This is a genomic window from Nocardia uniformis NBRC 13702 (genome assembly GCF_001613345.1).
Lineage (GTDB): Bacteria > Actinomycetota > Actinomycetes > Mycobacteriales > Mycobacteriaceae > Nocardia > Nocardia uniformis.
The window spans coordinates 1-25,032 of sequence record NZ_BDCE01000115.1; the positions used below are offsets into that span (position 1 = coordinate 1).

24 protein-coding genes are annotated in these 25,032 nt (G+C 65.8%); 3 read left to right on the top strand and 21 right to left on the bottom strand.

The window, feature by feature from the left end:
- Window positions 1–362: 362 nt before the first annotated feature.
- Both NU1_RS37595 and NU1_RS37600 read right to left on the bottom strand, forming a co-directional pair.
- A complete protein-coding gene (locus tag NU1_RS37595; protein ID WP_212762281.1) occupies window positions 363–2,051 on the bottom strand; it encodes a vWA domain-containing protein in 1,689 nt (562 codons plus the stop codon).
- A 149-nt stretch (window positions 2,052–2,200) separates the two neighbouring features.
- A complete protein-coding gene (locus tag NU1_RS37600) occupies window positions 2,201–3,247 on the bottom strand; it encodes an AAA family ATPase (RefSeq protein ID WP_212762282.1) in 1,047 nt (348 codons plus the stop codon).
- Window positions 3,248–3,353: 106 nt separating this feature from the next.
- Between NU1_RS37600 and NU1_RS37605 the strand changes: the two genes are divergently transcribed.
- Window positions 3,354–4,916 (top strand): Ycf46 family AAA ATPase, encoded by a 1,563-nt coding sequence (locus NU1_RS37605; RefSeq protein ID WP_067529024.1) that lies wholly within the window; start codon window positions 3,354–3,356, stop codon window positions 4,914–4,916.
- Window positions 4,917–4,967: 51 nt separating this feature from the next.
- On the opposite strand, the gene alc is transcribed toward NU1_RS37605, so the two are convergent.
- The 11 genes from alc to NU1_RS37660 all read right to left on the bottom strand — a co-directional run bounded on the left by alc (window position 4,968) and on the right by NU1_RS37660 (window position 14,857).
- Window positions 4,968–5,990, bottom strand: a complete 1,023-nt coding sequence (gene alc / locus NU1_RS37610) for an allantoicase (protein ID WP_067529025.1) — start codon at window positions 5,988–5,990, stop codon at window positions 4,968–4,970.
- Between the two features lie 25 nt (window positions 5,991–6,015).
- Window positions 6,016–7,191 carry a glycerate kinase gene (locus NU1_RS37615; RefSeq protein ID WP_245720495.1) on the bottom strand — a complete coding sequence of 392 codons (1,176 nt, stop codon included), beginning with the start codon at window positions 7,189–7,191 and terminating at the stop codon, window positions 6,016–6,018.
- Window positions 7,188–8,987 (bottom strand): glyoxylate carboligase, encoded by a 1,800-nt coding sequence (gene gcl, locus NU1_RS37620; RefSeq protein ID WP_067529026.1) that lies wholly within the window; start codon window positions 8,985–8,987, stop codon window positions 7,188–7,190. Before gcl ends, NU1_RS37615 begins: the two co-directional genes overlap by 4 nt.
- 1 nt (window position 8,988) lies before the next feature.
- Window positions 8,989–9,861, bottom strand: a complete 873-nt coding sequence (locus tag NU1_RS37625; RefSeq protein ID WP_084522178.1) for an NAD(P)-dependent oxidoreductase — start codon at window positions 9,859–9,861, stop codon at window positions 8,989–8,991.
- The gene (locus NU1_RS37630) at window positions 9,858–10,655 is read right to left on the bottom strand and encodes a hydroxypyruvate isomerase family protein (protein ID WP_067529027.1); all 798 of its coding nucleotides are present in this window, start codon (window positions 10,653–10,655) and stop codon (window positions 9,858–9,860) included. The genes NU1_RS37625 and NU1_RS37630 overlap by 4 nt, the downstream gene beginning before the upstream one ends.
- Window positions 10,652–11,032, bottom strand: coding sequence for an allophanate hydrolase-related protein (locus tag NU1_RS37635; RefSeq protein WP_067529028.1), 381 nt, complete (start codon window positions 11,030–11,032; stop codon window positions 10,652–10,654). Before NU1_RS37635 ends, NU1_RS37630 begins: the two co-directional genes overlap by 4 nt.
- A 129-nt stretch (window positions 11,033–11,161) precedes the next feature.
- Window positions 11,162–12,571, bottom strand: a complete 1,410-nt coding sequence (locus NU1_RS37640) for a nucleobase:cation symporter-2 family protein (RefSeq protein ID WP_084522174.1) — start codon at window positions 12,569–12,571, stop codon at window positions 11,162–11,164.
- 27 nt (window positions 12,572–12,598) lie between these two features.
- Complete coding sequence (gene pucL / locus NU1_RS37645; RefSeq protein ID WP_067529029.1) at window positions 12,599–13,504, bottom strand: factor-independent urate hydroxylase; 906 nt, start codon at window positions 13,502–13,504, stop codon at window positions 12,599–12,601.
- A gap of 34 nt (window positions 13,505–13,538) precedes the next feature.
- Window positions 13,539–14,039 (bottom strand): 2-oxo-4-hydroxy-4-carboxy-5-ureidoimidazoline decarboxylase, encoded by a 501-nt coding sequence (gene uraD, locus NU1_RS37650; RefSeq protein ID WP_067529030.1) that lies wholly within the window; start codon window positions 14,037–14,039, stop codon window positions 13,539–13,541.
- A gap of 193 nt (window positions 14,040–14,232) precedes the next feature.
- Complete coding sequence (locus tag NU1_RS37655; protein WP_067529031.1) at window positions 14,233–14,622, bottom strand: helix-turn-helix domain-containing protein; 390 nt, start codon at window positions 14,620–14,622, stop codon at window positions 14,233–14,235.
- Window positions 14,615–14,857: a thiamine-binding protein gene (locus tag NU1_RS37660; RefSeq protein ID WP_067529065.1), complete on the bottom strand. Its 243-nt coding sequence runs from the start codon at window positions 14,855–14,857 to the stop codon at window positions 14,615–14,617. The genes NU1_RS37655 and NU1_RS37660 overlap by 8 nt, the downstream gene beginning before the upstream one ends.
- Before the next feature lie 127 nt (window positions 14,858–14,984).
- Between NU1_RS37660 and NU1_RS37665 the strand changes: the two genes are divergently transcribed.
- Window positions 14,985–15,701, top strand: coding sequence for an IclR family transcriptional regulator (locus NU1_RS37665; protein WP_281221290.1), 717 nt, complete (start codon window positions 14,985–14,987; stop codon window positions 15,699–15,701).
- Here NU1_RS37665 and NU1_RS37670 read toward each other — a convergent pair.
- The 6 genes from NU1_RS37670 to uraD (NU1_RS37695) all read right to left on the bottom strand — a co-directional run bounded on the left by NU1_RS37670 (window position 15,661) and on the right by uraD (NU1_RS37695) (window position 21,091).
- Window positions 15,661–16,299 carry an XdhC family protein gene (locus NU1_RS37670; RefSeq protein WP_067529033.1) on the bottom strand — a complete coding sequence of 213 codons (639 nt, stop codon included), beginning with the start codon at window positions 16,297–16,299 and terminating at the stop codon, window positions 15,661–15,663. The genes NU1_RS37665 and NU1_RS37670 overlap by 41 nt on opposite strands.
- A gap of 2 nt (window positions 16,300–16,301) precedes the next feature.
- Window positions 16,302–17,738: an NCS2 family permease gene (locus NU1_RS37675; RefSeq protein ID WP_067529034.1), complete on the bottom strand. Its 1,437-nt coding sequence runs from the start codon at window positions 17,736–17,738 to the stop codon at window positions 16,302–16,304.
- A 240-nt stretch (window positions 17,739–17,978) separates the two neighbouring features.
- Window positions 17,979–19,328, bottom strand: coding sequence for an 8-oxoguanine deaminase (locus NU1_RS37680; RefSeq protein ID WP_067529035.1), 1,350 nt, complete (start codon window positions 19,326–19,328; stop codon window positions 17,979–17,981).
- Window positions 19,329–19,397: 69 nt separating this feature from the next.
- Complete coding sequence (gene pucL, locus NU1_RS37685; RefSeq protein WP_067529036.1) at window positions 19,398–20,270, bottom strand: factor-independent urate hydroxylase; 873 nt, start codon at window positions 20,268–20,270, stop codon at window positions 19,398–19,400.
- A 3-nt stretch (window positions 20,271–20,273) separates the two neighbouring features.
- Window positions 20,274–20,573: a hydroxyisourate hydrolase gene (gene uraH / locus NU1_RS37690; RefSeq protein ID WP_067529037.1), complete on the bottom strand. Its 300-nt coding sequence runs from the start codon at window positions 20,571–20,573 to the stop codon at window positions 20,274–20,276.
- Window positions 20,570–21,091, bottom strand: coding sequence for a 2-oxo-4-hydroxy-4-carboxy-5-ureidoimidazoline decarboxylase (gene uraD, locus NU1_RS37695; protein ID WP_067529038.1), 522 nt, complete (start codon window positions 21,089–21,091; stop codon window positions 20,570–20,572). Before uraD (NU1_RS37695) ends, uraH begins: the two co-directional genes overlap by 4 nt.
- A gap of 163 nt (window positions 21,092–21,254) precedes the next feature.
- Between uraD (NU1_RS37695) and NU1_RS37700 the strand changes: the two genes are divergently transcribed.
- Window positions 21,255–22,766, top strand: coding sequence for a PucR family transcriptional regulator (locus NU1_RS37700; RefSeq protein WP_067529039.1), 1,512 nt, complete (start codon window positions 21,255–21,257; stop codon window positions 22,764–22,766).
- Window positions 22,767–22,784: 18 nt separating this feature from the next.
- Here NU1_RS37700 and glmS read toward each other — a convergent pair whose 3' ends face one another.
- Both glmS and NU1_RS37710 read right to left on the bottom strand, forming a co-directional pair.
- Window positions 22,785–24,611 carry a glutamine--fructose-6-phosphate transaminase (isomerizing) gene (gene glmS / locus NU1_RS37705; RefSeq protein ID WP_067529040.1) on the bottom strand — a complete coding sequence of 609 codons (1,827 nt, stop codon included), beginning with the start codon at window positions 24,609–24,611 and terminating at the stop codon, window positions 22,785–22,787.
- 66 nt (window positions 24,612–24,677) lie between these two features.
- Window positions 24,678–24,953, bottom strand: a complete 276-nt coding sequence (locus NU1_RS37710; RefSeq protein WP_067529066.1) for a hypothetical protein — start codon at window positions 24,951–24,953, stop codon at window positions 24,678–24,680.
- Window positions 24,954–25,032 lie beyond the last annotated feature (79 nt).

Below are 25,032 nucleotides of genomic sequence, written 5' to 3' on the forward strand. Positions count from 1 at the left end.
CACCGCGAGTAATTCCGCGATGGTGCGACGATCCTCCCCGAAATGCTCCCCGATAGTCATACTTCCATTCTATCGCGAATGGTGTTGCGACAGAATGGAAAATGGTATCTGATCTGCGAATCTTCAGATTACTCTCGATCTTTCTCTCTTCATCTTTGGTCTTTGTCTTTTGTTTATGTCTCGAAATCGCCACCACGGCCAGTGGACCCGGCTGGAACGCAAGATCACGGCTCCCAACCGCGGAGTCAGGTCAGGAAAGAATCCCAACGCCACCACACTGCTTCCTCTTCGTTCCCCAACGCAACCACCGCACAGTGGCCGTCAAAATTTGGAGACAACCAAAGCCACGAGCCCCCCAACAATCAACTCATCCGAAACACCGGCCCATGAGGCCGAAACGGAAGCCCCACCCCCACCGGAACAAGAAAAGCATGTTCATGACGAACACGCACCACATCACAAGCACCATCGGTAATAATCAGAATCGGCCCCTCAGCAGGAAAATCATCCGCACGCTCCAATAGCCGAATACCAGGCTGCAAGACAGTCCCACCACGCCCTCGCACCCGAACCCGACCGGCGATATCGTCGACCGGAGTATACCCCGCGTCGTACGCGGCAGCATCACAGAAGACCACACGCGCATACGGAACATCACGGGCACGCGCATAGGATGCAATGGCCCCCAACCCTTTTCCCATGAGCTCGGATGACATCGACCCACTGGTATCAAGGACCACGCCGAACGTAGGCAGCCGAACCTGCTCCTCGGGCTTGACCCACGCCGGACGAGGAATGTCGGGCGTCGATGCCTGACGCCGAGAGGCCCGCGCGTAGCTGCGCCGCCTCTCCACAGCCGGGATGAACTCGTCGAACCACTGCGCCAACTGCGTATCCCAGGGCAGCGGCGGCTGGTCCAGCGCCCTGATTTCCTGCTCCAGCCCGGCAGGCAACAGCCCTCGGCCGGATGACAGGTGATAGGCCAGGCCGGTGGCGAGCGCGCCGCGGTAGTACTCATCGAGGTCGAGGAAGCGACCAGGAGAATGGCTGTGCGGCAACGGCTCTCCGAAGATGTCGCCCTTACCCTTCCCACGCAGGGTGGCGAGTTTGCGCAACCGGCGCATATCTCCGGCAATCCGATCGTAAACCTGTTCCGCCGACCAGCCTTTCAGGCCAGGGTCGTAGAGCAGCCCTTCCGGCATCTCACCGACCCCCATTTCGATCAACCACCCGTTGATCACATAGTCGGCGGCCACATTGAACAGATAGGGATCCCGCCAACCCACGCGCTCCCCGTGCCGAAGGGCGGCGTGCAGCATTTCATGAGCGAGAACGAACTTCCATTCCTCGTTGGACAACCCAGCATAGGGATTGATGTAGATTTCGGCAGCCTCGGCATTGACCGCCGCGATCGAAATATCCCATCCGCGAGCGACGTCCGCGTCTGCGACAATCTTCATCCCGGCAGCGAGACCGCCGAGCAGCGGGTACGAGGATACGAACCAGTTCAAGGCTCGATCCCAGACCCGCATCTCTGTGCGGCGGGCTCGCGTGACGTCGCGTCCGGCGTCCTCCAATGCATCGCGAGCCGCTGCGGCGATCCCGGCGGCGAAGGTGTTGCGATGATTGCACCGCTTGGCGGTCTCGACGCTGCTCACGAAGAAATCGGGAAACTCGCCGACGCGATAGTCTTCCGGCACACCACCTTCCAACCAACGTTCAGTGAGCGCGAACTCATCGGAACCGCCGGGCGGCGGCGGCAGCGCGAAGGGCGGCTGGCCGATCTTGAGGGTCGCCAGATACTGGTCGATCACCGCACAGCATGCCGCCCGGTAGACGGCATGGGGCTGATGATCCCCGTACCGGCCGTCGGTGACAGTGTTCTCCGCGAGCGCCCGCTCCGGCGCGGTTCGTGGATCGAGATGCCCGAAACCGGCGTGCAGCAGGCAGTGCGCGAAGACCCATGCCCATTCGGCGGCCGAGGCGCGATGCCTCGGGTTGTACTGCACCCCACCGCTTTCGGTCGTGAACGCCCAGATCTCGGCGGGCATACTGTTCGAGTCGCCCGCCCCCAGCCCACCCCGCAAACCCCGGAACATGGGGTGCTCGTTCACCTGCCGCCATCCGGCGATGATCGCCTCTTCCCACGGATTGGGTGGCTTCGTACGGCGCTTTCTGCGCCCGGATCGTCCCGACATCGCTACCGTCGCGCGGCGAGGCGCGGCAGGTCGCGCGACACCTCGACCAGGAACCAGGACGGCAGCAGCGGCACGCCATCGTCATCGGCGGAAATCACCAACTGCGCACATTCCACCGAAATTTCGGCCAACTCGGCGAGCATTGTCTTGGCGCGCATGGCGAAACGCTTCACACCACCCGAGGCGTGCTCCTTGGAGGCGGGCAGCTCCTTGAGCAATCGTGCCCGAAACGCCTCCGACAGGAAGTACAGCAGATCGCGGTCACCCGGGTCACGTGGCCAACCCGCGTCCCCCTTGATCACCGCCTCCAAGTCGAAGGCATGCCGCACCGTCTTCACATACGCCCGAAACCCCGAGGCATGCGCGGGCGTCAGCGCGCCCGACGACAGCACCCACAGCATCTCGTCCGCGACACCATCCCCGTAGGAGTGCAGTGCATCCGAGAGCATGTGCCACCCGCGCGGTGTGGAGAACGGCTGTTCGGTCTTGGGCGGCGCCGACCACAGATGATCCGGCCGCTGCACGATGTAGTCCACCACCCACGGGTGAATCCCATTGTGCGCGGCCCACTTCAGCCAATCGTCGACGTCGGCGCGCAAATGCATGTGCACCATGCGGTTCACCAGCGCCGAGGCCATCGGTCGGGCCAGGGCGTTGTCCGTGGCGCGGTTGCCCGCACCGATCACCACCGAGCCCGCGGGCAGCTCGTACGCACCGATACGTCGATCCAGAATCAGCGAGTAGAACGACTTCTGCACCTCGGCGGGCGCGGCATTCAATTCGTCGAGGAACAGGCAATACGGTTCGGGCCGGGCGATCATCTCCGGCGGCGCGAAGCGGCTGCGGTCGTCGATGATCTGCGGCACGCCGATGAGGTCCTCGGGCGCGAGCTGGGTGCCCAACAGGGTGACGCATTCCAGGCCGAGCGATTCCGCGAATGCGCGCACCAGCGAACTCTTGCCGATTCCGGGCGCCCCCCACAGAAATACCGGTCGAACCACCGCGACGTGCAGCAGCAACTCCGGCAACTGATCCGGGGTCACCGTCACTGTCGCTTCCAAATGTGGTCCCTTCGTCCAGATATGTCGGGTTTTCAGGGTAGAAGCGCATCGTTGACCCGGCCAGCGAATATTCCCGGCACTACCATCAGCAGCTGTGCACCCGTTCCGCCGCACCCTGACTCATCTGCTGCAGGCGCGCTTTCCGCTGCTCTACGTCGAGGCCTTCGAAGAGCAGCGCGTTCTCGACGAAATCGCCGCCACCGTCGCCGAATTGGAGTCTCCACGCGCCCTATGGCATTGGTCGACCACCGACGGTATGCGGCGTTCCGGAGGACTGCCCGAACGCAATACCCACGATCCCGCGCAGCTGCTCCCCCGGGTGCGCCGGATCGGTGAGGAAGCGGTGTTCGTTTTCAGCGATCTACACGCCTTCCTCGGTGATGGCACCCGCCCCGCGGACCTGCACGTGGTGCGGGCGCTGCGGGATCTGGTGCGCGACTTCCGTTCCGGGCATCTGGCGCGCACCGCGATCATTGTCGCCCCCATCCTTCGCATACCCCCGGAACTCCAAAAAGACGTCACCGTGGTCGATTTCGCCCTGCCCGATGAGCCTGCGATCCGGGGCCTGTTGGACGGCATGATTTCCGAGCAACAGGACACCGTCACGGTGACCCTGGACGACCACGGCCGTGACCGCCTCATCCGGGCCGCGCTCGGCATGACCCTCTTCGAAGCCGAGAAGGCCTTCGCCCTCGCCATGGTGGATGGCAGCAGCCTCACCGAATCCGATGCGGAGGTGGTGCTCACGGAAAAGGCGCAATCCATTCGCAAGTCCGGGCTGCTCGAGCTGGTGCGCACCGAGGTGAATCTCGGTGATGTGGGCGGGCTCGGGGAGCTCAAGGCCTGGCTGGAGAAACGCCGGGACTTCTGGCTCGCCGAGGCTGTCGCCTACGGGCTACCTGCACCGAAGGGCGTGCTCATCACCGGCGTACCCGGATGCGGAAAGACCCTCACGGCCAAGGCTGTTGCCGCCGCATGGGGGCTGCCCCTCATCCGTCTGGATCTCGGGCGGGTATTCGTCGGACCGTCCGGTGCGAGCGACCACAATATGCGTGCGGCGCTGGCCACCGCCGAAACCTCCGCACCCTGCGTGCTGTGGGTCGATGAGATCGACAATCCGTTCGCGGACGCTGACGCCTCCGGCGGTACCGACACCAGCGCACGGGTTTTCGGCACCTTCCTCACCTGGCTACAGGAGAAGACCCGACCGGTATTCGTCATCGCCACCGCCAACAGCGTCGAGAATCTGCCACCGGATTTTCTGCGCAAGGGCCGCTTCGACGAGATCTTCTTCGTGGATCTACCGCGCGCCAGCGAGCGCGAAGCCATTTGGCGCCTGCATCTGGCTCGTCGTCGCACCGGCCCCGCCGCCGGGCTCGACATCACCCCCACCCTGCTGCACGATCTCGCCCGCGATACCGAGGGGTTCTCCGGCACGGAAATCGAACAGGCCCTGGTGGCCGGGCTCTTCGACGCCTACTCGGCGCGACGTCCCCTCGACGCGGCGGATCTGTTCCATTCGGTGGCGAACACCGTGCCGCTGTCGGCCCTGCACGGCGACCAGATCACCGCATGGCGCGAATGGGCGAAGCCGCGCGCCGTGCCCGCCTCCAGGATGGAGTTTCCCGACGATGATCCGCGTACGCGTGGACGATAACGCCCTCCGCATCAGTCGTATCCGCAACGCGAGGGTTGCCTCAACCCGGCTTCACTGCCAGCGAGATTCCAGTGCGCTGGTGCCCGCGGCGGTGAGTGAGCCGTGGATACGCAGTCGCGCGATGCCACCGTCGGGGTAAATGTCCAGGCGGACATGGGTCGTCGGACGCGTGGCGTGCGCGGCCAGTCGAATCCGGTGCGGCGTATCGGGTTGCACCTGAGTCTTCGGCAGCAGCTCGAACCAGTCGCCACTGTCCGCGGCGGGCAACGGCTCATCATCGGAATGATCGATGCCGAGCAGCCGAATCTCGGCCGGGGAGTTGTGCAGCAGGTTCGTCGTATCGAGTTCGATCAGTTCGGGAATGCCCTGACCCGCCAAGCGGATAACGGCCCAGTCATTGCCGTCATCGCGGCGACGGCCGGTCTCCCAGCCTTCGGCCTGATTGCGGGCCAGACCGGGGGCGAGCATATTGTCGGGCGCCGAGTAGAAGAAGTTCGAGCACGCGATGGCGCGGGCACCGTTCTCCAGCGCCGCCAGATCCACGGTGAGACCGGTGAGCAGGATCGGGTCGGGGACCACCTCACCGTGCACCCGCAGGCGCGCCACGCCGCCGTCCGGGTGGATATTGAGTCGCACGTGGCTGAACACACGGTCGTCGGCCACCGGGAACTCGTGGCGGCTGTCGCCGCTGAGTGCGCTGCGGGGGACAATCTCCACCCAGTCGGCCGAATCCAGCTGCGCCGCTGAGGGATAGTCGAAGGCGCGGCAGGCCTCGATGGACGCGAACGGCGGGTAGTTGCCCTTGAACCACGCGGTGTCGACGACTACGCCGTGAATGTTGCCGGGCATACCGAGCCGGATAATGGCCCAGTCGTGGCCGGGGGCACCCCGGCGGCGGCGAGTCTCCCAGCCGTCGTACTCCTGGCCCTTGGTGCCGAAGGTTTCGGCGGAGAAGCGCGGTTCCCAGGGGTGGATGAGGTTTTCGCGTTCCTCGAAGGATTCGTCACTCGCGGCGATGACCCCCGCGCGGTTCGTGCGCAGGGCCAGATCCGGCAAGCTGGTGAAGTCCGACATATGTTCTCTCTCAGTGATTGCGGGCTCAGCGGTTACGAGACAAGCTCTGCTCCAGGTGGGCATCCGCGATGCGCACCGCCAGCTCCTCCAGCAGAGGTCCGGCCTGGGCCATACAGACCTCCGGATCGGGTTCGATATCGGTCAGCGCGTACGCATCCTCGAACCCGAAGCGGCGTAGCACATCACGGGTCAGCTGTCGCTGACCCGATACCGCCACCACCGGCACCTCGGCGCGGGCGGCGGCCCGCGCCACACCGATCGGCGCCTTGCCGTGCAGTGTCTGCCGGTCGAGGGAGCCCTCGCCGGTGATCACCAAGCGCGCACCCGCGAGGAGTGCGTCGAAATCCAACTGCTCGAGCAAGATCTCGATACCCGGGCGCATGGACGCGCCGAGGACGGCGAGGGCCGTGAAACCCACGCCGCCCGCCGCGCCCGCTCCCGGGCGATCCGTCGCATCGACGCCCAAGTCGCGACGGACGATTTCGGCCAAATGGGCCAAGCCTGCTTGCAATTGCGCCACTTCACTCGGGCCCGCGCCCTTCTGCGGCGCGTAGACCTCCGCCGCACCGCGCGACCCGAGCAGTGGGTTGTCCACATCGGAGGCGACGGTCACCGATACCCGGATCAGATCCCGGGTATCGATGCGCGCCAACCGCAGCAACCCTGCCCCGCCGGGCGGGATGGGCTTCTCGTCCTCGTCGAGGAGTCGGGCACCGAGGGCCGTGAGCATGCCCGCTCCGCCATCGGTGCACGCGCTGCCGCCCAGTCCGAGCACAATGTGCTTCGCGCCGCGCATGGCGGCGGTCCGCATGAGTTCACCGGTACCCGCGCTGGTGGCCGTCAGGGCGGTGGTGGCGCTGGGCCGGTCGGGAAGCAACCGCAGCCCGGAGGCTTCGGCGAGTTCTACGACGGCCGTCTCGCCCCTCATCGCGAACGAGGCGGCCACCTGCTTCCCGACCGGTCCGGTGACGCCCGTCTGTAGACGAGCGAAGCCCGCGGCCACCATGGCGTCCACGGTGCCGTCACCACCATCGGCCACCGGCGCGCTCACGACGGGGAGATCCGGGCGCGAACGCCGCAGTCCCGCCACAATGTGCTCGGCGACCTGAGGTGCGGTGAGCGACCCCTTGAACTTGTCGGGGGCCACCAGCACGTGGCCCTCCTGCCATCCCTTTCGCGTACCACCGCGCGGCGCGATCACACTGCGCTCCCGCTCGATTCGTATTCCAGCGCGGCAATCGAGGTGGGCGCGTCCTCGACCGAGACGGCCAGGTCCTCGAACTCGTTGATATTGTCGATCTCGAGTCCCATGGACACATTGGTGACGCGTTCGAGAATGACCTCGACCAGCACCGGCACGCGGTGTTCGGCCATGAGCTTCTTGGCCTCCTCGAGGGCGTCGCCGATACGATCCGGCTCCGTCACTCGAACGGCCTTGCAGCCCAGTCCTTCCGCCACCTTGAGGTGGTCGACACCGTAGCCACCGACCTCGGGGCTGTTGATGTTCTCGAAGGACAGCTGCACGTAGTAGTCCATATCGAAAGCGCGCTGCGCCTGACGGATCAGACCCAGGTACGAGTTGTTCACGACGACATGGATGTACGGGATATTGAACTGCGCGCCGACGGCCAATTCCTCGATGAGGAACTGGAAGTCGTAGTCACCGGACAGCGCGACCACCGGGGTATCCGGCAGTGCGGTGGCGACGCCGATGGCCGCGGGCAGGGTCCAGCCGAGCGGGCCGGCCTGTCCGGCATTGATCCAGTGCCGCGGCTTGTACACGTGCAGTAGCTGCGCCGCCTGAATCTGCGACAGCCCGATGGTGGTGACGTAGCGGGTGTCGGGACCGAAGGCCCGGTTCATCTCCTGGTACACGCGCTGCGGCTTGATCGGCACCGCGTCGAAGTGGGTCTTGCGCAGCAGGGTCCGCTTACGCGCCCGGCACTGCGCGGCCCACTCGGAGCGGTCGGGCAGTCGACCCTCGCGCACCATCTCACGGGCCACCTCGAGGAAGACCGTCAGGGCCGCGGCCGCATCGGAGACGATGCCGAAGTCGGGTGCGAACACCCGCCCGATCTGCGTCGGCTCGATATCGACGTGCACGAAAGTGCGTCCCTGGGTGTAGGTTTCGACGCCGCCGGTGTGGCGGTTGGCCCACCGGTTGCCGATACCCAGCACGAAATCCGACTCCAGCAGGGTGGCATTGCCGTAGCGGTGCGAGGTCTGTAGACCGACCATGCCCGCGTGCAGCGGGTGATCATCCGGCACGACGCCCCAGCCCATCAGGGTGGGCACCACGGGAATGCCGGTCAGCTCGGCGAATTCCAGGAACAGGTCGGCCGCATCGGCATTCACCACGCCACCGCCCGCGACCAGCAGCGGTCGCTCGGCCGCGGCGAGCATGGTGAGTGCCTTCTCCGCCTGCGCTCGGGTGGCGACCGGCCGATGCACGACGAGCGGCTCGTAGGTGTCGATATCGAATTCGATCTCGGTGAGCTGCACATCGATCGGCAGGTCGACGAGCACCGGCCCCGGACGCCCGGAGCGCATGAGTTCGAACGCCTTCTGGAAGGCGCCCGGAACCTGCGCGGCCTCCAGCACCGTAACGGCCCACTTGCTGACCGGCGCGGCGATCGAGGCGATGTCGACGGCCTGGAAGTCCTCCTTGTGCAGCTTCGACACCGGCGCCTGGCCGGTAATGCACAGGATCGGAATGGAATCCGCACTCGCGGAGTACAACCCGGTGATCATGTCGGTACCGGCCGGACCGGAGGTGCCGATGCAGATACCGATATTGCCGGGCGCGGCGCGGGTGAAGCCCTCGGCCATATGCGAGGCGGCTTCGACATGGCGTGCCAGCACGTGCCGGATGCCGCCGTGCTTGCGCATGGCACTGTAGAAGGGGTTGATCGCCGCGCCGGGTAGGCCGAAGGCCTGGGTGGCGCCCTCTTTTTCGAGGATCAGGACCGCCGCGTCGACGGCGCGCATACGTGCCATCTCAGCTCTCCCGCCCGGCCAGCGCCTCGGCGACCAGCAGCAGTGCCGAATGATCGAGCGAACCGTGGCCCATGGCGCGGGCGGCGGCGATCTGCTGAGCGACCTGCGCTCCCATCGGGATCGGCACCTCGGCCTGACGGGCAGCCGCGATAATGATGCCCATATCCTTGTGGTGCAGGTCGATACGGAAGCCCGGCGCGAAGCTGCGCTCCAGCATGGTCTTGCGCTTGAGGTCGAGGATCTTGCTACCCGCGAGCCCGCCGGCCAGCACGTCGAGCCCCTTCTCTGCGTCGGCTCCCAGGCGCTCCATGAGCAGGATGGCCTCGGCCAGCAGGGCGTAGGTGCCGCCGACGACGAGCTGGTTGGCCGCCTTCACGACCTGCCCGGCGCCGTTGGGGCCGACCAGGGCGAAGGTCTTGCCCACGGTCTCGAAAATCGGTGTGGCGGTTTCGAAGTCGGCCTCATTGCCGCCGACCATGATGGACAGTGCGGCATTGATCGCGCCGGGTTCGCCACCGCTGACCGGGGCGTCGAGCACCCGCAGCCCCTTCTTCACGCCTTCGGTGTAGGTCCATTCGGCCGTGCGCGGGGTGATGGTGGAGAAGTCGATGTAGACGGTGCCGGTGGCGGCGTGCTCGAGGATCTCGGTGAACACCGACTCCACGTGCTCGTCCTGCGGCAGCATGGTGATGACGAAGTCCTTGTCGCGCACCGTCTCCGCGATACTGCTACCGCCGGTCGCTCCGAGGGTCGTCAGCTTGTCCACCGATGCGGGATTGAGGTCGTAGACGGTGACCTTGTGTCCGGCCTTGACCAGGTGCCCGGCCATCGGCCCACCCATGATGCCGAGACCGACGAATCCGATACTTGTCACTTGATCCACTCCCAATCCAGTTCAGGGTCTTTGTATTCCAGGCCGATGTAACCGTCGTAGCCACTGGCGTCCAGGGCAGCGAACAGCGCCTCGAAGTCGAGGACGCCACTACCCGGACGGCCACGGTCCGGTGAATCGGCGATCTGCACGTGGCCGATGTAGCGGCCCCAGGTGTCAATGACGCCGGTCAGGTTCTCGCCCATACGTGCCAGGTGGTAGAAGTCGCACAGGAACCGCATATTGGGCTCGCCGACCTGCTCGATAATCCGTACCGCGTGCGCGGAGGACACAATCGGATATGCCTGTGATTCATAGGAATTCAGGGCTTCGAGAAGTACGGTCGCGCCGACCTTCTGCGCCGCGCGGGCCGCCAGCCCCAGGTTCTCCAGCGCGAGTGCGTCCTGCTTCTCCGGATCGGTACCGGGAATCCGGTTGCCATAGAGGGCATTCAACGCACGGCATCCGGTGCGGGCGGCGATCTCGACGGCGACGTCGATATTGTCGCGGAACCTGTTCTCCTCACCGGGGACCGATACCAGTCCACGTCCGGCGGGAATCAGATCGATGAAGTTCAGTCCGACCAATTGCACTCCGGCATCTGAGATCGCGCCGACGAAGGCGTCGACCTCCTTATCGCCGGGCGTGGGATCCTCCCCGAAGGGCCACCAGAATTCGACGGCGTCGAATCCGGCGGCCTTTGCCGCGGCGGGCCGCTCCAGCAAAGGCAGATCGGTGAAGAGAATCGAGCAATTGACGTCGTATTTCCGGAGTGCTCCCCCCGCTGTGTACTTCATCGTTTTCCTTCGCGATAGGTCGTCCAGCTGCCGTGTTCGGTAATGTCGATCAGCTCTGGGTAGGAGACGGGCGGGCGGCGCAGCACCATGGAGAACACCGAGCGACCGTCGTCGAGTTCGATGACGCCGAGCTCGAGCTCGGGCGGTTCGGCGGGCAGCAGGCTGGTGCGCAGCACCTCTTCCGACACGTCGAACAATTCACCGGTAATGGTCGCGCCCCCGTCGGAAACGGGATGCAGACCTGGGAAACGATCACCGACCGAATAGAACCGGTATTGCGGTGTCGTCTTCACCTCGCCGGCGAATGGTGCTCCCGCGAGGAGATGGTTGAGCGGCCCGCCGCGCATGGCTCCGCCGTTCAGGAAAATGAGAGGCATCGAAAAGTCCTTACTCCCCCGATGGGGAAAAGTATGTCCGGAGTCACAGCACCGGCGATAGCGCCGATCAGCACCAAACATTCGGATCTAATAGGTTTCGATTTTGTAGATTCGTCCAGCCGGACAGGATCAGTCGCGGATGTCGTCGTCGATACGTTCACCGAGAACGTCCCGCTTGTCCTCCGCGGCGGCGAAGACCGAGGCACCCTTGCGGTTGCCGAGCTTCACCTCGTTGAAGGCGAGATTGAGGATGATGGCCACAATGGCGGTCGCGCTGATCCCGGAGTGCATGATCGTGCCGAGCCATTCCGGGAAGGCGTCCCAGAACGTCGGGGCCGCAATCGGAATGAGCCCGGCCGCCAGGGCCACCGCGACGATCACCATATTCAGGTTGTCGTGGAACTCCACCCGCGCCAGCGTCCGAATCCCGGCCGCCGCAACGGTTCCGAACAGTACGACGCCGGCTCCACCGAGTACCGGGTACGGAATCCCCGCCACCACCGCACCGAATACCGGTAGCAACCCCAGCAGGAGCAGTACCCCACCGCCGGTGGCGACCACGAATCGGCTCTTGACGCCGGTCAGCGCCACCAGGCCGATGTTCTGCGCGAACGCGCTGCACGGAAAGGATCCGAACAACGGCGCCACGGCCGAGGAGGCCATATCCGCCCGCAGCCCGTCCGCGACCCGGCCGGTATCGATATCGCTACCGATGACCTCACCGATGGTGATGATGTCGGCGACGGTCTCGGTCATGATCACCAACATCACGATGGTCATCGAGACGATTGCGCCGATTTCGAAGGTGGGTGAGCCGAAGGGCAGGACCGTCGGCAACGAGAACAGCTTGGTCTCCCCCACCGAGGAGAAATCGGCCTTGCCCACGATGGCGGCGACGATGGTGCCCACCACCAACCCGATCAGGATGGACAGTCGCGAGATCGCGCCCTGGAATACCCGGCTGATCACCAGGATCACCAGGAGTGTGAGCCCCGCCAGGCCGAGATTGCCCATCGAGCCGTACCCGGCTTGGTCCGGGTTGTTACCGCCCAACGCCCAGTTGAATGCCACCGGCATGAGCGATAGGCCGATCACCGTGATGATGGTGCCGGTGACCACCGCCGGGAACAGCCGCACCAGCTTGGCGAAGAACGACGACAGAACTAGGCCGATCAGCCCGGACACGATGATCGCGCCGTATACCGAGCGCAGCCCGTCGGTGTGGGCGATCGCCACCATGGTCGATACGGCAGCGAACGAAATGCCTTGCACAATAGGCAATCTGCTACCTACCCGGCCGAGCCCGAGGGTCTGCAACATGGTCGCCGCGCCGGAAACGAACAGACCGGCGGTGACCAGCAGCGCCATATCGGTACCCGACAATCCGGCCGCGCCACCCACGATGAGCGGTGGCGCGATGACTCCGCCGTACATGGTCAAGATATGCTGGAGCCCGTAGGCGAGCGTCTTACCTATCGGATACCGCTCGTCCTCGGGCCCTGGATGTCGTGGCCTGCCTTGCAGTTTCGCACTGAACACTGGCTTCTCCTCAACACTGGGTTCTTCTCAACAGAACCCGGGAACACCGAGCCAGGCATTGCCGGCCGGGGTCGCGTCGTCACGGTGCAGGGACGCTTCGATCAGGCCGTAGGGGCGGTCGGCCGCGATGAACACCTCGCCCGGGTTCTCCACGTGGAACGGGCTCAGATCCACCAGGAAGTGATGCTTGTTCGGGGCCGAGAACTTGATCTCGGCGACCTCTCGGTACTGCTCGAGCACCGCGCGCCCCATGCTGTAGAGGGTCTGCTGCAGCGCCAGCGAATGCACCACCGCGAACTGCCGCAGCAGGGTGGTGCGGATCGCGGCGTAGGACTTGTCCCAGTCCACATCCGTGCGGTCGTAGCGCCACCGGGCGACCAGGGAGGTCGCCATGATGCGGTCCTTGGTGGGTTCCAGGGTGGTGTACTTGTCTTCGAAGAAGCCGCTGAATTCCGAGCCGGTGGACTTGAACAGCACCAGATCCTTGATGCCGGAGACCACGTGGGCGCGACGGTCCGCGCCGTAGCCGTCCATATTGATCACCGTGGTGCGCACCCCGCCGCCGCCCTGGACGAACGAATAATCATGCCCCGCACCGTCGACCGGGATCCGATCCCAGGCGTACTCCTCGATCGCGACGCGTGCGCCGTCCGCGCCGGGGCAGCGCGAGATGAAGTGGTCGGCCAGGGTCAGGCCGAAATCCTCGATGGCGCCGACACCCTTCTCCTTGGCGAAGGCGAAGGCGGTGTTCTTCTGGGTGTCGGTGGGCAGAACATCCTTCTGATCGCCGGTAATGTGCGCGTCCTCGAATCGGCCGCGCAGCGCCGAGGAGACACTGAGATCGCGAATGGTGTGCCGATCGGCATCGCGGTAGACCCGCACGACCCGGTTCTCGGCCTTCCCGTACTGATTGTGTCCGAGCTGGATGGCCATGACGATTAACTCCCTCTGTTGGTAGAACAGGCGCTCATGCGGGGATGACCACTTTGCGCAGGCGCAGTAGCGCGATCTTGCGCAGCTCCATGGCGACCACCACGGCCTCGGTCTCCTCGTCATTGCCGAGCCGCAGCAGCAGGGCGGCGAGCACCTCGGAAGTCGACAGACCGGTCGCGCAGATGAGAAAGACACGCCCGAATCGCTTCTCGTAGAGGCGATTCGCGGAGTGCAGCGCCGCGACTGTCTCGACATCATCGGCAATGCTGGCCTGCTCCGCCCGCGACCAGGAGGCGCCTCGGCCCGGCCCGGTCGCCCGCTCACCGATCCTGGGGTGGGCCGCCAGCGCTCGATCGACAGCCTCGGGGCTCAGCGCCCCCGCCAGTCGGTCCGCCGTGGCGAACAGATCGCCGAGGTCCGGGTAGGGCCGCGAATCCAGCAGGGCGTCGGCCCATTCGGGTGCATCGCAGCAGTCGAGCAGGGTGGGCCGGAGCCAGCCGGTCTCCATCGTATTGAACTCGTCGACCGTGACCATAACCAGGACTTTCTCGTATTGCGGAATCTATATTCCGTGTAACGAAATAGTGTCACAGGTCACGCGGTGTCGTCAACAGTTTGTTGAAGTTCTTATCGGGACAGTCTGCTCGCAGTACGCCGCCAACCACCCCGAAAACAGCGAATCCCACTGCAGTGCAGTGGGATTCGAAGGTCTATCGGAGGCTCGTCGATCAGGACCGGGTGCGATTGAGGTAGTTGTAGACGGTGAAGCGGGTGACACCGAGCGCCTCGGCCACCTTCTCGGCGGACTTGCGGTAGCTGAACGCACCGCGCTCCTCGAGCAGTCGCACCGCGCGCTGCTTCTCCTCGCGCGGCAGATCGGTGAGCAGACAGCCGAATTCGGCGGCGACCTCGCTCAGCAGTCGATCGATCCCCTGATCGGGCTCGGCATCGGCGCCGGGCAGTCGCACCGCGGCCAGCGTCGCACCCTCCCACACCAGCGGGACGTCATCGGACAATCGCTCCCCCGGAGGCACCAGCCGAGCGCCGATGCGCTCCAGCAGCGGCGCCAGAGTCACCAGTACCGGATGCCCGGCATCCAGCGGTGCGCGCTTACCCATCGACATGCTCGACCTGCAGGGTCACCCGCGTCGCGCCATGCGTGAAGGCGGCGGCGAGCACCTCCTGGAGCGCGGGCAGCAGTGTCGCGGCCGGACCGGCTACAGAGGTGCCCAGTGGACCGAATTCACATGCGAGACCGGCCTTCTCGAGAACCTCCATGGTCTCGGTGGCATGCGGCGGCGGCGCACCCTCACCGTGGAAGGGTTCGGTCGTGAATTCCGCACGCAGCCGCATGGCCCTCAGGCTACCGTCCCGCGCCGCCGCGACACCCCGGTAAACTTCCGCCATCCGGAAACTTCGACGAGGCGGGGCAGTGACTGCAGCGAGTACAACCAGTGGACGGTCGGGCAGCGTCCAGTCCGTGGAACGGGCCTTCGGGATTCTGGAAACCATGGCGGAACACGGCGGCATGATGGGGCTGTCGCAGTTGGCCGAGGTTTCCGGGCTGCCGCTACCCACCATTCACCGGCTGGTCCGGACGCTGGTCGATCTGGGCTATCTGCATCAGGATCCGTCTCGGCAGTATGTCTTGGGGCCCAAGCTCATCAAGCTGGGCGAGAGTTCGGCGCGCATGTTGAGTGTACGGGCGCGGCCGCATCTGGCGCGGCTGGTGGACGAGCTGGGCGAATCGGCGAATATGGCCATGCTGGACGGGGATCGGATCGTCTACGTGGCGCAGGTGCCCTCGCGCCATTCCATGCGCATGTTCACCGAGGTGGGTCGGCGGGTGCTGCCGCACTGCACGGCGGTGGGCAAGGCGATGCTCGCCGAGATGCCGCCGGAACGGGTCCGGGAGCTGTTGCAGCGCACCGGAATGCAGCGCTACACCGACCACACCATTACCGAACCGCGGGAATTCGCCCGACAGCTCGAACTGACCGCCGCGGCCGGGTACGCAACCGATGAGGGCGAACAGGAGGTGGGTGTTCGGTGTGTCGCGGTGGCGGTACCGGAAGCACCCGCGCGACTGGCCATTTCGGTATCCGGTCCGGCGGGCCGGATGACCGATGAACTGATCGAGCGGGCCGTACCGCTGCTCACGCAGGTCGGCCGAGCATTGTCGGCCGACCTGCGCTGAGCGCGAGTTCACTGCCTGGCGAGCTCGGGCGAGTCCGGCAACTCGACCCTGGTGAACGCGCTCGCACCCATGACTCCACGAATACCGTGGTGTCGGTGTCATCGCGGCCGACTGTCCGGATTCCGGTTACCGCCGCGTCGAGCATGACGCGAGCCTCGGCGACGACCCGCTCGCCGAAGGCGGAGCCGACGCTCCACCAGGAGCCGAGTGCCATCGCCGCACCGGTGTTCAGATCGCGAATGAGCGCGACGGACTCGTTGGCGCGCAGCACGGCTTCGATGGCGGCCCGGTTCGCCACATCGACGCGCTGCACGAAGACCTCGAGTCGGCCATCGGTCGAGCCGAAAGCATCGGAATCGCTGTGGCCGAAGGTTTCTCGCATGGGCTGCCCTGTACGAAGGGCCGCACAGCAGAGCTCGTACACCGCCGCCTCGACGCCGCCGCCGGAGAGGCCGCCGATAACGGCGCCCTCGGCGTCGACGGCCATGGCCGCGCCGACCGGTCGGGGCGCACTGCCCGAGACCCCGATAACGGTGGCAATGGCGTAGGTCTTTCCCGCCGTATGCCAGGTGAGGAGCTCTGCTGTGAAGCCGCGCATTTCTAGCCTCCCAGCACCGATTGGATCGCCGAGATGCCGAAGTAGGCGACGAAGACGGCGCTCACCACCCACACCAGGGCGTGAATCTCCCGGAACTTGCCACGCGCCGCCTTGATCACCACGTAAGCGATGAGGCCCGCGCCCACACCGTTGGTAATGGAGTAGGTGAACGGCATGAGCACGATGGTCACGAAGGCGGGGATCGCGACCTCGATATCGGACCAGTCGATCTTGCGGGCCTGCATCATCATGAGCGCGCCGACCAGCACCAGGGCGGGGGCGGCGGCCTGCATGGGAACGACGGCCGCGAGCGGGGTGAAGAAGATTGCCGCACAGAACAATCCGCCGGTGACCACGCTGGTGAGTCCGGTACGAGCGCCCTCACCGACGCCCGTCGCGGATTCCACGTACACCGTGCTGCCCGCACCACCACTGGCACCGCCGATGATCTGGGCGACGCCGTCGGCGGTCAGGATCTTGCCGAAGCCGGGCATGGTGCCCTTCTCGTCGAGCAGTTTCGCCTCGTCGCAGACGCCGAATATCGTCCCCATGGCGTCGAAGAATCCGGTGAGCACCAGGGTGAACAGCACCACGCTGGCCACCAGGGCACCGGCTTGCGCGAAGCCGCCGATCAGGTCGATATTGAACATGAGGCCGAAGTCCGGTGCGGCGAAGAGAGATTCGGGCGCTTCCGGCACCACGGTTCCCCACGCCATCGGTTCGATGGTCGCCGCGGCATTGATGATGATGGCGAGCACCGTCGTGATGACAATGCTGATCAGGATCGCACCCGGCACCTTGCGGGCATACAACCCGAGCATGAGCAGCAGTCCGAACGCGAAAACCGCGACCGGCCAGCCCTGTAGGTGTCCGTCCACACCCATCGTGACCGGCGGACCGTCGACCGCACCGTGGCCCACCACTCCGGAGGACACCAGGCCGATCATGGCGATGAACATGCCGATACCGACACCGATGGCGTTCTTGAGCGCTATCGGAATGGCATTGATGATCATGGTGCGTAGTCCGGTGGCGGCGAGTACGACAATGACCGCGCCCATCAGTACCACCAGGCCCATGGCCTGTGGCCAGGTCATGTGCGGGGCCGCCTGGAAGGCGACCACCGGCACCAGACCGAGCCCGGCGGCGAGTGCGAGCGGGACATTGCCGACCAGGCCCATCAGGATGGTGGAGAGCCCGGCCGCGAAGGCCGTCGCGGTGGTGAGCTGGGCGATATTCAGTTTGTCACCATTGATATCGGTGACGCCGCCGAGTATCAGCGGGACCAGGAGGATCACATAGGCCATCGCCACGAATGTGGTGATGCCGCCGCGAACTTCACGGGATACGGTGGTCTTGCGTTCGCTCAGTTTGAAGAACCGATCGAGCGCGGACGGTTCGGCCGACGGTGTGGCGGAACGGTCTTGGATCTGGGTCATGGCTGCCCTCCTCAGGGCGTAGCCGACCTACGGTCCGGCAAGGGTGTGCCGGGCCGCGGATTCGGTTGTGGCGGTTGTGGGGTCCCTACCGACGTATTCGGGGCGAATACGGGCGGTCTGCCCCTGTTGATCAACTGCTCCGGATGATGTCGTCCGGCCGTAGCGGCACCCGGGTGATAATTCCGGTGCCCTGTATTTCCTCCATAACTGCCGGGCCGAGTCTTCGAATCTGTGACGCGGTCATCGGGTTTCCTGACGCAGCAGACGTTTGCGAGCCAGCACACCGGCGCGACCGACCATGTCCTGCGGCAGGGTGCGCAGCTCATCGTCGGCGACCACGGTGCGGCCGCCGACGAGCAGCCGGGCCAGTGGCGGGGTGGGGCCGAATACCAGGGCGCACACCGGATCCTCGACCGCCGCACGGAAGCCGTCGACCCGCCAGATGGCGATATCGGCGAGCTTGCCCGGCTCGAGACTGCCGATCTCGTTGTGCCGACCCAGATTTCGCGCACCGCCCAGGGTGCCCATTTCGAGGGCCTGGCGAGCGGTGAGCGCGGTTGGACCGTGAATGGCACGCTGGAAGAGCATGGCCTGACGCATTTCGCCTGCGAGAGAAGTGAGTTCACTCGACGCCGCCCCGTCCACGCCGAGTCCGACCGGCGCACCGGCGGCCAGCAGGTCCGAGACCCGGGCGATACCCGCGCCGAGGCGGGCATTGGAACTGGGGCAGTGCGCCGAACCGGTGCCGGTCCGGGCGAAGCGGCGGATATCCGCGTCGTGCAGGTGCACGGCGTGGGCGAACCACACGTCGTCACCGAGCCAGCCCAGCTTCTCCATGTATTCGACCGGGGTGCAGCCCATCTGCTCGATGCAGTGCGTCTCCTCGTCGACGGTTTCGGCGAGGTGGGTGTGCAGGCGCACACCCTTGTCGCGCGCCAGAGCGGCGGCGTCGAGCATGAGCCCCTCGCTCACCGAGAACGGCGAGCAGGGCGCGACGGCGACACGCAGCATGGAGTCGAACGACGGATCGTGGTACCGGTCGATGAGTTCGGCGGTATCGGCCAAGATCTCGTCGCGGTGCTCCACGACCTCGTCCGGCGGAAGACCGCCGTCGGACCGGCCGCGGTCCATGGAGCCACGGCACGGGTGGAAGCGCAGCCCCACCTCCGCGGCCGCCCGGACCTCTGCCTCGAACAGATCGCCACGCCCCTTGGGGAAGATGTAGTGGTGATCGCTGGAGGTGGTGCAGCCGGTCAATGCCAGCCAGCCCAATCCGGCTGTCGCCGCGCCGTATACGACGTCGGCGTCCATTCCGGCCCAGGTCCGGTACAGCCCGGTCAGCCATTCGAACAGTGTCGAATCCTGATAGAGACCCTGGGTGGCCCATTGGTAGAGGTGGTGGTGGGTGTTCACCAGGCCCGGGGTTACCAGGCAGCCGGTGCCGGAGAGGCGTTCGGCTCCCACCACCGTCGGTGCCGGTCCGGCACCGAGGCTTTCGATCCGGCCATTGTCGATGACGAGATGGCCGGAGGGGATTTCATCGCCGACGACCGGTGCGATGTAGGCGTTCTCAATGACAATCTTGCTCATTCGACCGCCACCTCCCGCTCGGTCGCCCGCCACTCATGACGTAGGAAATCCATTGTTTCGCTGCCGATCTCAATCCCAGGCGGGTCCGGCGGTAGGGACCGACCGGACCACCGTGCCCTCGATCAGGCCGTAGGGGCGGTCGGCGGCCCAGAACACCTCGTTGCCGTTGACCATGCCGAACGGCGACAGGTCCACCTCGAAGTGGTGCTTATTGGGCAGAGTCAGCTTGACTTCCACAATCCCCGAGCAGGTTTCGAGCACCCGCTCCCCCATCGCGTACAGCGTCTGCTGCAACGACAGGCTGTGGGTATCGGCGAAAGCCTGGAGCAGGCAACGCTTCACGACCTCGTAGGACTTATCCCACTCCTCCGAGTCACCGGAATGCCGCCATTGCGCCGCTACCTCGGTGGCCAGCACCCGGTCGTGGGTCTCCCGCAGCGTGGTGTATTCGTCCTTGATGTAGCCGAAGAACTCCGAGCCGGTGGTGTTGAGCACCGTGAGGTCCTTCAAGCCCGAGACCACCCAGGACCGATCGCCGTCGTAATGCACCAGCGCGGTACGGGTTTCGCGGTTGGCACGCACGAACGAATGCGGGTGGCTGTTGAGCCCCACCACATTGCGCTCCCAGGTGTACTCCTCCAACTCGATGCGCGCGTGGTCGATGGTCGGCTGCGAATCGACGAAGTGGCGGGCCAGCTTCAGACCGAACTCCTCCGGGGAGGCGATGCCGAACTTCTTGGCGAAGGCGAAGACGGTGTTCTTCTGGGTGTCGGTGGGCAGACACGCGCCATTGTCACCGGTCAGGTGGACGGCCTCCATATCGCCGGACAGCGCCACACCGACGTTCAGGTCCCGAAGGTCGTGCTTGTTCCCGTTCTTGGTGACGCGGACAACACGCGTCTCCGCCTTGCCGTAACGGTTGGGGCCTAGCGTGATCGACATGGTTCAGCTACCTCGATAGGTGGAGAAGGAATAGGGACTGAGCAAGAGCGGCACGTGGTAGTGCTCGGCCGCATCGGTGACCGTGAAGGCGATGGTCACCGAGGGATAGAAGGGACTGAGCTCGCCGGTATCGAAGACCAGGCGATAGGAACCGGGATCCGGGGCGGGCAGGTCCTTGATACGGCCGTCGGCGTCGGTGCGGCCGTCGGCGAGCACTCGGCCGTCAGCGGTTTCCAGGCGCACCGCCAGGTCCGCGGCCGGCTTACCGGTCGCCGCGTTCAACACATGGGTCGACAGGCTCATATCAGTCCCAACAGCTTTCGGATACGCAGCACGGCGATATCCGCGAGTTCGGCACGCACCAGGGCGCGTTCGTCCTCGACCGTGTTGTGCAGTCGGCGATGCAGCGCCGCCAACATCTCGGTGGCACTGCGACCGGTGGCGCGAATCAGGAAGACGTGCCCGAACCGGTCCTCATAGGCCAGGTTCCGAGCGACGAACTCGGCCTGCACCGCGGCGTCCGCGGTGGCAGCACCGGACTGTTCCTGCTGGGACCATTCGGCCTCCTGCGCCGACAGTCCCCCGTGTCGAGCGGCTTCCCGCTCACCGATGCGCGGATGCGCCGACAGCGCCTCCTGCACATCGGCCCACGCGAGTTCCGCGATCCCCGCCTCCGCGGCCTCGAGCAGACTCGCCTCATTCGCGTAGGGCCTGTTCGCCACCATTTTGCGTGCCCACTGCCGTGAGGCACAGCAGCTGAGCAGCTGCTCCTCGGCCTCTTCGAGGGGCAGCGAACCGAGCCATTCCAGCCGACTCGACATCCGACCTCCATCCGTTTCGGTTACTGCCGGTAAGTACACCGGCCCCGTGCCCGCGACGGCAGGGACGAGACCTCCGAATCTGTGGCCCAGTTCACAGCGGCCGATTTGTAGATACATCCAAGAGCGGTAACTCGGATGTCACCTGCTGTTAGCCTCGGCAATCATGCGTTTGCGCTCCCTGCTCGCCATGGCCGACCTCGGCCCCCTGGAACTCGTCACCGGTGAGGACGAGTTGGAACGGTTCGTGCGCTGGGTGGTCACCACCGACATGCTCGACCCGAGCCGCTACCTCTCCGGTGGTGAACTGGTGCTCAGCGGCCTGCAGTGGCGGCTGGAACCCGCCGATAGCGAGTCGTTCGTTTCCGCGCTGGCCCGCGCCAAGGTGGCCGGACTGGCCGCCGGTGACGCCCTCTTCGGCGAACCGCCCGCCGATCTGCTCGACGCCTGCCGCCGCCACCGCGTCCCGCTGTTCCGGGTGCCGGAACACATCGCCTTCGCGACGGTCACCGAGCAGGTCAATCGGAAGCTCTCGACCGGGCGGGCCGCCGATCTCTCCGCGATTCTGGATCAGCACCGCCGACTGGTGTCGGGCGACGGCCTCGGATCGGTGCTGGAACTGGTCGAACGCAATCTCGGCATGCCCTGCTGGGTGGTGTCGTCGACCGGCCGGGTGCTCGCCGGTCCGGCCCAGCCGCCGCCGCCCGAACTGTGCGCGGCCTTCCTCGGGGCCCGGCGGCTGCCACATACGCACACGGTCGAGGGCACGCGGTATTCGCTGTTCGCCGTCGATGCCGACGGCACCTCCCGGGTCGCGGACTGGTGCCTGGTCTTCGCGGGCGATTACAAGGATTGGCCGGAGGAGCGCCGCGCGCTCGTCGGCGAACTCGCGGCGGTCGTCTCGCTCGAGCACGCCCGCCAGGACGACCGGCAGAGCGCCGAGGGGCGGCTCGCCCAGGACCTGATCGAATTGATCGTCTCCGACGCCAAACCGGCCGAGATCGTCTCCCGGCTCGAACTCACCGGGCTCGCATTGTCGGAGCGCTATCTCGCGGTGGCGGCGACCACCGATTCCGGTGCTGTCCGCCCTCGTGAGCTGCGCGCGCTATTGCGCGAAATCCTGCACGGCCGCAGCCCCGCCGCCGGTGTCGTCGACGGTGAGGCCATCGTGCTGGTCCCGCGCGGTGACGACGCCGCCCTCACCGACCGCATTCACCGCGCCGTGGAGGCCCTGGAGCCGGGTTTGCAGGGCAGTCGGCTATCGGTGGGCATCAGCGGCGCGGTCGACGGCGAGGGCCTGCGTGGTGCGGTCGAGGAGGCCCGCTACGCGCGCCGTATGGCCGCCGAACGCCCCAACCCCACCAATGTGGTCCGGCACGACGAACTGGCCACCCACATGATGCTGCTGGCCAGCGTCCCCGATGAGGTCCGCCGAATGTTCCGGGTCCGGCTGATCGACCCGCTGAGCAGTTACGACAAGGACAATCGCGCCGACCTGGTCCGGACCCTGGAGACATTCCTGGAGCTGTCCGGGTCCTGGGCCCGATGTTCGGAGATGCTGCACGTCCACGTCAATACGCTGCGGTACCGGATCCAGCGCATCGAGGAGCTCACCGGACGCGATCTGTCGCGTCTCGAAGACCGCGTCGACTTCTTCCTGGCCCTGGCGCTGCGCTGAATCCGGTACCGCAGACCGCTATTCGACAGTGACGCTCTTCGCCAGATTGCGCGGCTTGTCGATATCGCGGCCGAGTTCCCGGGCCAGGTGGTAGGCGAACATCTGCAATGGCACCGTCAGCAGAATCGGGTCCAGTTCACGGGTGATGCGCGGGGCACGAATCACCGCGTCCGCCAAGCCCTCCGGCAGATCGGCATTGGTGACCGCGATAACCGGGCCGCCGCGGGCCTTGATCTGTTCGATGGTGGCGATGTTCTTGGTGAGGAGTTCGTCATCGGGGACGAGCACCACCGACGGCATATCCGGATCGATCAAGGCCAGCGGGCCGTGCTTGAGCTCGGAGGCCTGGTACGCCTCGGCGTGGACGTAGGAGATCTCCTTGAGCTTCTGCGCACCCTCCCGGGCCACCGGCCAGCAGCGGACACGGCCGATGAAGAACATGCGGCGCGCATCCTTGAATTTCCTTGCCACGGCGGCGATTTCATCATCCTGAGCCAGTACCGCGGCCACATGGTCCGGGAGGGCCGATAGCGCCGAAACCATGCGCGCGCCGTCGGCGACACCGAGATCGCGGACGCGACCGAGCAGTGTTGCCAGCAGGGCGAAGCAGACGCTCATATTGGTGACGGCCTTGGTCGAGGCGACCGAGACCTCCGGTCCGGCATGCAGGAAGACGCCACGACCACACTCACGGGCAATGGCGCTACCCACGCCATTGACGACGCCGATAACCTGGCCACCCTTGCGCTTGAGCTCCTGCACCGCCGCCAAAGTGTCTGCGGTTTCCCCGGATTGGCTGACCGCGACATACAGCGTGTCGTGCTCGACCACCGGATTGCGGTAGCGGAACTCCGAGGCCGGTTCGGCATCCGCGGGCAGTCGCGACAGCTCCTCCACCAGACTCGCACCGAGCTGGCCCGCGTAGTAGGCCGATCCGCAGCCGAGGAACTTCACCCGCCGAATCGCCCGCAGCTCACGGGCATCCAGGCGCAGTCCATCCAATCGTGAGGTGGAGAAGCGCTCGTCGAGGCGACCGAGCAGGGCGCGGCGGATGGCGTCGGGCTGCTCGGCCATCTCCTTGTGCATGAAATCGTCGTGGCCGCCGAGGCGGTAGTCGGCGTCGTCGACCGCGACGGTGGTGGGGGTCTTGGCGGTGCGCACCGATTGCAGTGTGCTGGTGTGGAAGTCGTCGGCGGTGAGGGTGGCCAGTTCGCCGTCGTCGAGGAACACCACCCGCTGGGTGTGCCGCACCAGGGCCGCGACATCGGAGGCCACGAACATCTCGCCCTCGCCGATACCCAGCACGATGGGGCTGCCATTGCGGGCCACCACCAGTTCATTGGGATGGCGCAGATCCAGGACGACCAGGCCGTACGCGCCGTCGATCTCGGTGAGTGCGATGCGGACCGCGTCCTCCAGGGTGGCCGCGCCGCTCTCCATCGCGGCGGCCACCAGATGTGCGATGCATTCGGTATCGGTCTCGGAGGCGAACACCACGCCCGCACCGGTGAGCTTGGCCCGCAGCACATCGGCATTCTCGATAATACCGTTGTGCACCACCGCGATTCGCTTGGCGGTATCGAAATGCGGGTGCGAGTTGGCCTCCGACGGCGGACCGTGGGTGGCCCAGCGGGTGTGGCCGATACCGATGGTCCCCGGGCTGCCGTCGCCGACCAGGTCGCGGAGTTCGTCGACGCGTACGGCCGCCTTGGTGACCTTCATCCGCCCGCGGTGCAGTACCGCGATACCCGCCGAGTCGTAACCGCGGTATTCCAGTCGCCGCAGCCCCTCCAGCAGGATCGGTGTCGCCGATTTATGACCGACATAGCCGACGATTCCGCACATACGCTCTCCCGTTCAGTATTCAAGCCGTGGTTGGTTCCGCCCGGCTGGTTCAGCCGGCCCCGGCACTCACCCGTACACGAGCCGGCGCAGCTGCCGTTCGGTCAGCGCGCCCGCCCGCACCGGCCGGGCCGCCAATTCATCGGCGAGCTCGGCCCAGATCTCCGCGTTCTTGTGTCCGCGTCCGCGCAGCTCCGCATGCCGCCGCCGCACGTACTCATCGGTCGTCTCACCGAAGTACGCGATCACATCCGCGACCACCCGGGCCGCGACGGCAATGGGCAGTCCGGTCGACCCGGCGACATGCCGAACCAGATCGCGCGGCGGTCCATCGGTAGCAGGCACGCGGACCACCCTAGACAGTCGAATGCCGGTTGCGACAACTTTCCTGCCCGAATTCGGGCACAGAACTCCTGCGACTAAT

Bases quoted from the DNA above. Each gene is read 5' to 3' on its own strand.
- glmS (WP_067529040.1), bottom strand. From the start codon at position 24,611: ATGTGCGGAATCGTCGGCTATGTCGGTCATAAATCGGCGACACCGATC.
- gcl (WP_067529026.1), bottom strand. From the start codon at position 8,987: ATGGCACGTATGCGCGCCGTCGACGCGGCGGTCCTGATCCTCGAAAAA.
- NU1_RS37655 (WP_067529031.1), bottom strand. From the start codon at position 14,622: ATGGGTAAGCGCGCACCGCTGGATGCCGGGCATCCGGTACTGGTGACT.
- NU1_RS37660 (WP_067529065.1), bottom strand. From the start codon at position 14,857: ATGCGGCTGCGTGCGGAATTCACGACCGAACCCTTCCACGGTGAGGGT.
- NU1_RS37675 (WP_067529034.1), bottom strand. From the start codon at position 17,738: ATGACCCAGATCCAAGACCGTTCCGCCACACCGTCGGCCGAACCGTCC.
- uraH (WP_067529037.1), bottom strand. From the start codon at position 20,573: ATGAGCCTGTCGACCCATGTGTTGAACGCGGCGACCGGTAAGCCGGCC.
- NU1_RS37630 (WP_067529027.1), bottom strand. From the start codon at position 10,655: ATGAAGTACACAGCGGGGGGAGCACTCCGGAAATACGACGTCAATTGC.
- uraD (WP_067529030.1), bottom strand. From the start codon at position 14,039: ATGGTCACGGTCGACGAGTTCAATACGATGGAGACCGGCTGGCTCCGG.
- NU1_RS37595 (WP_212762281.1), bottom strand. From the start codon at position 2,051: ATGCCCGCCGAGATCTGGGCGTTCACGACCGAAAGCGGTGGGGTGCAG.
- NU1_RS37680 (WP_067529035.1), bottom strand. From the start codon at position 19,328: ATGAGCAAGATTGTCATTGAGAACGCCTACATCGCACCGGTCGTCGGC.
- NU1_RS37635 (WP_067529028.1), bottom strand. From the start codon at position 11,032: ATGCCTCTCATTTTCCTGAACGGCGGAGCCATGCGCGGCGGGCCGCTC.
- NU1_RS37700 (WP_067529039.1), top strand. From the start codon at position 21,255: ATGCGTTTGCGCTCCCTGCTCGCCATGGCCGACCTCGGCCCCCTGGAA.
- NU1_RS37670 (WP_067529033.1), bottom strand. From the start codon at position 16,299: ATGCGCGGCTTCACAGCAGAGCTCCTCACCTGGCATACGGCGGGAAAG.
- uraD (WP_067529038.1), bottom strand. From the start codon at position 21,091: ATGTCGAGTCGGCTGGAATGGCTCGGTTCGCTGCCCCTCGAAGAGGCC.
- alc (WP_067529025.1), bottom strand. From the start codon at position 5,990: ATGTCGGACTTCACCAGCTTGCCGGATCTGGCCCTGCGCACGAACCGC.
- pucL (WP_067529029.1), bottom strand. From the start codon at position 13,504: ATGGCCATCCAGCTCGGACACAATCAGTACGGGAAGGCCGAGAACCGG.
- pucL (WP_067529036.1), bottom strand. From the start codon at position 20,270: ATGTCGATCACGCTAGGCCCCAACCGTTACGGCAAGGCGGAGACGCGT.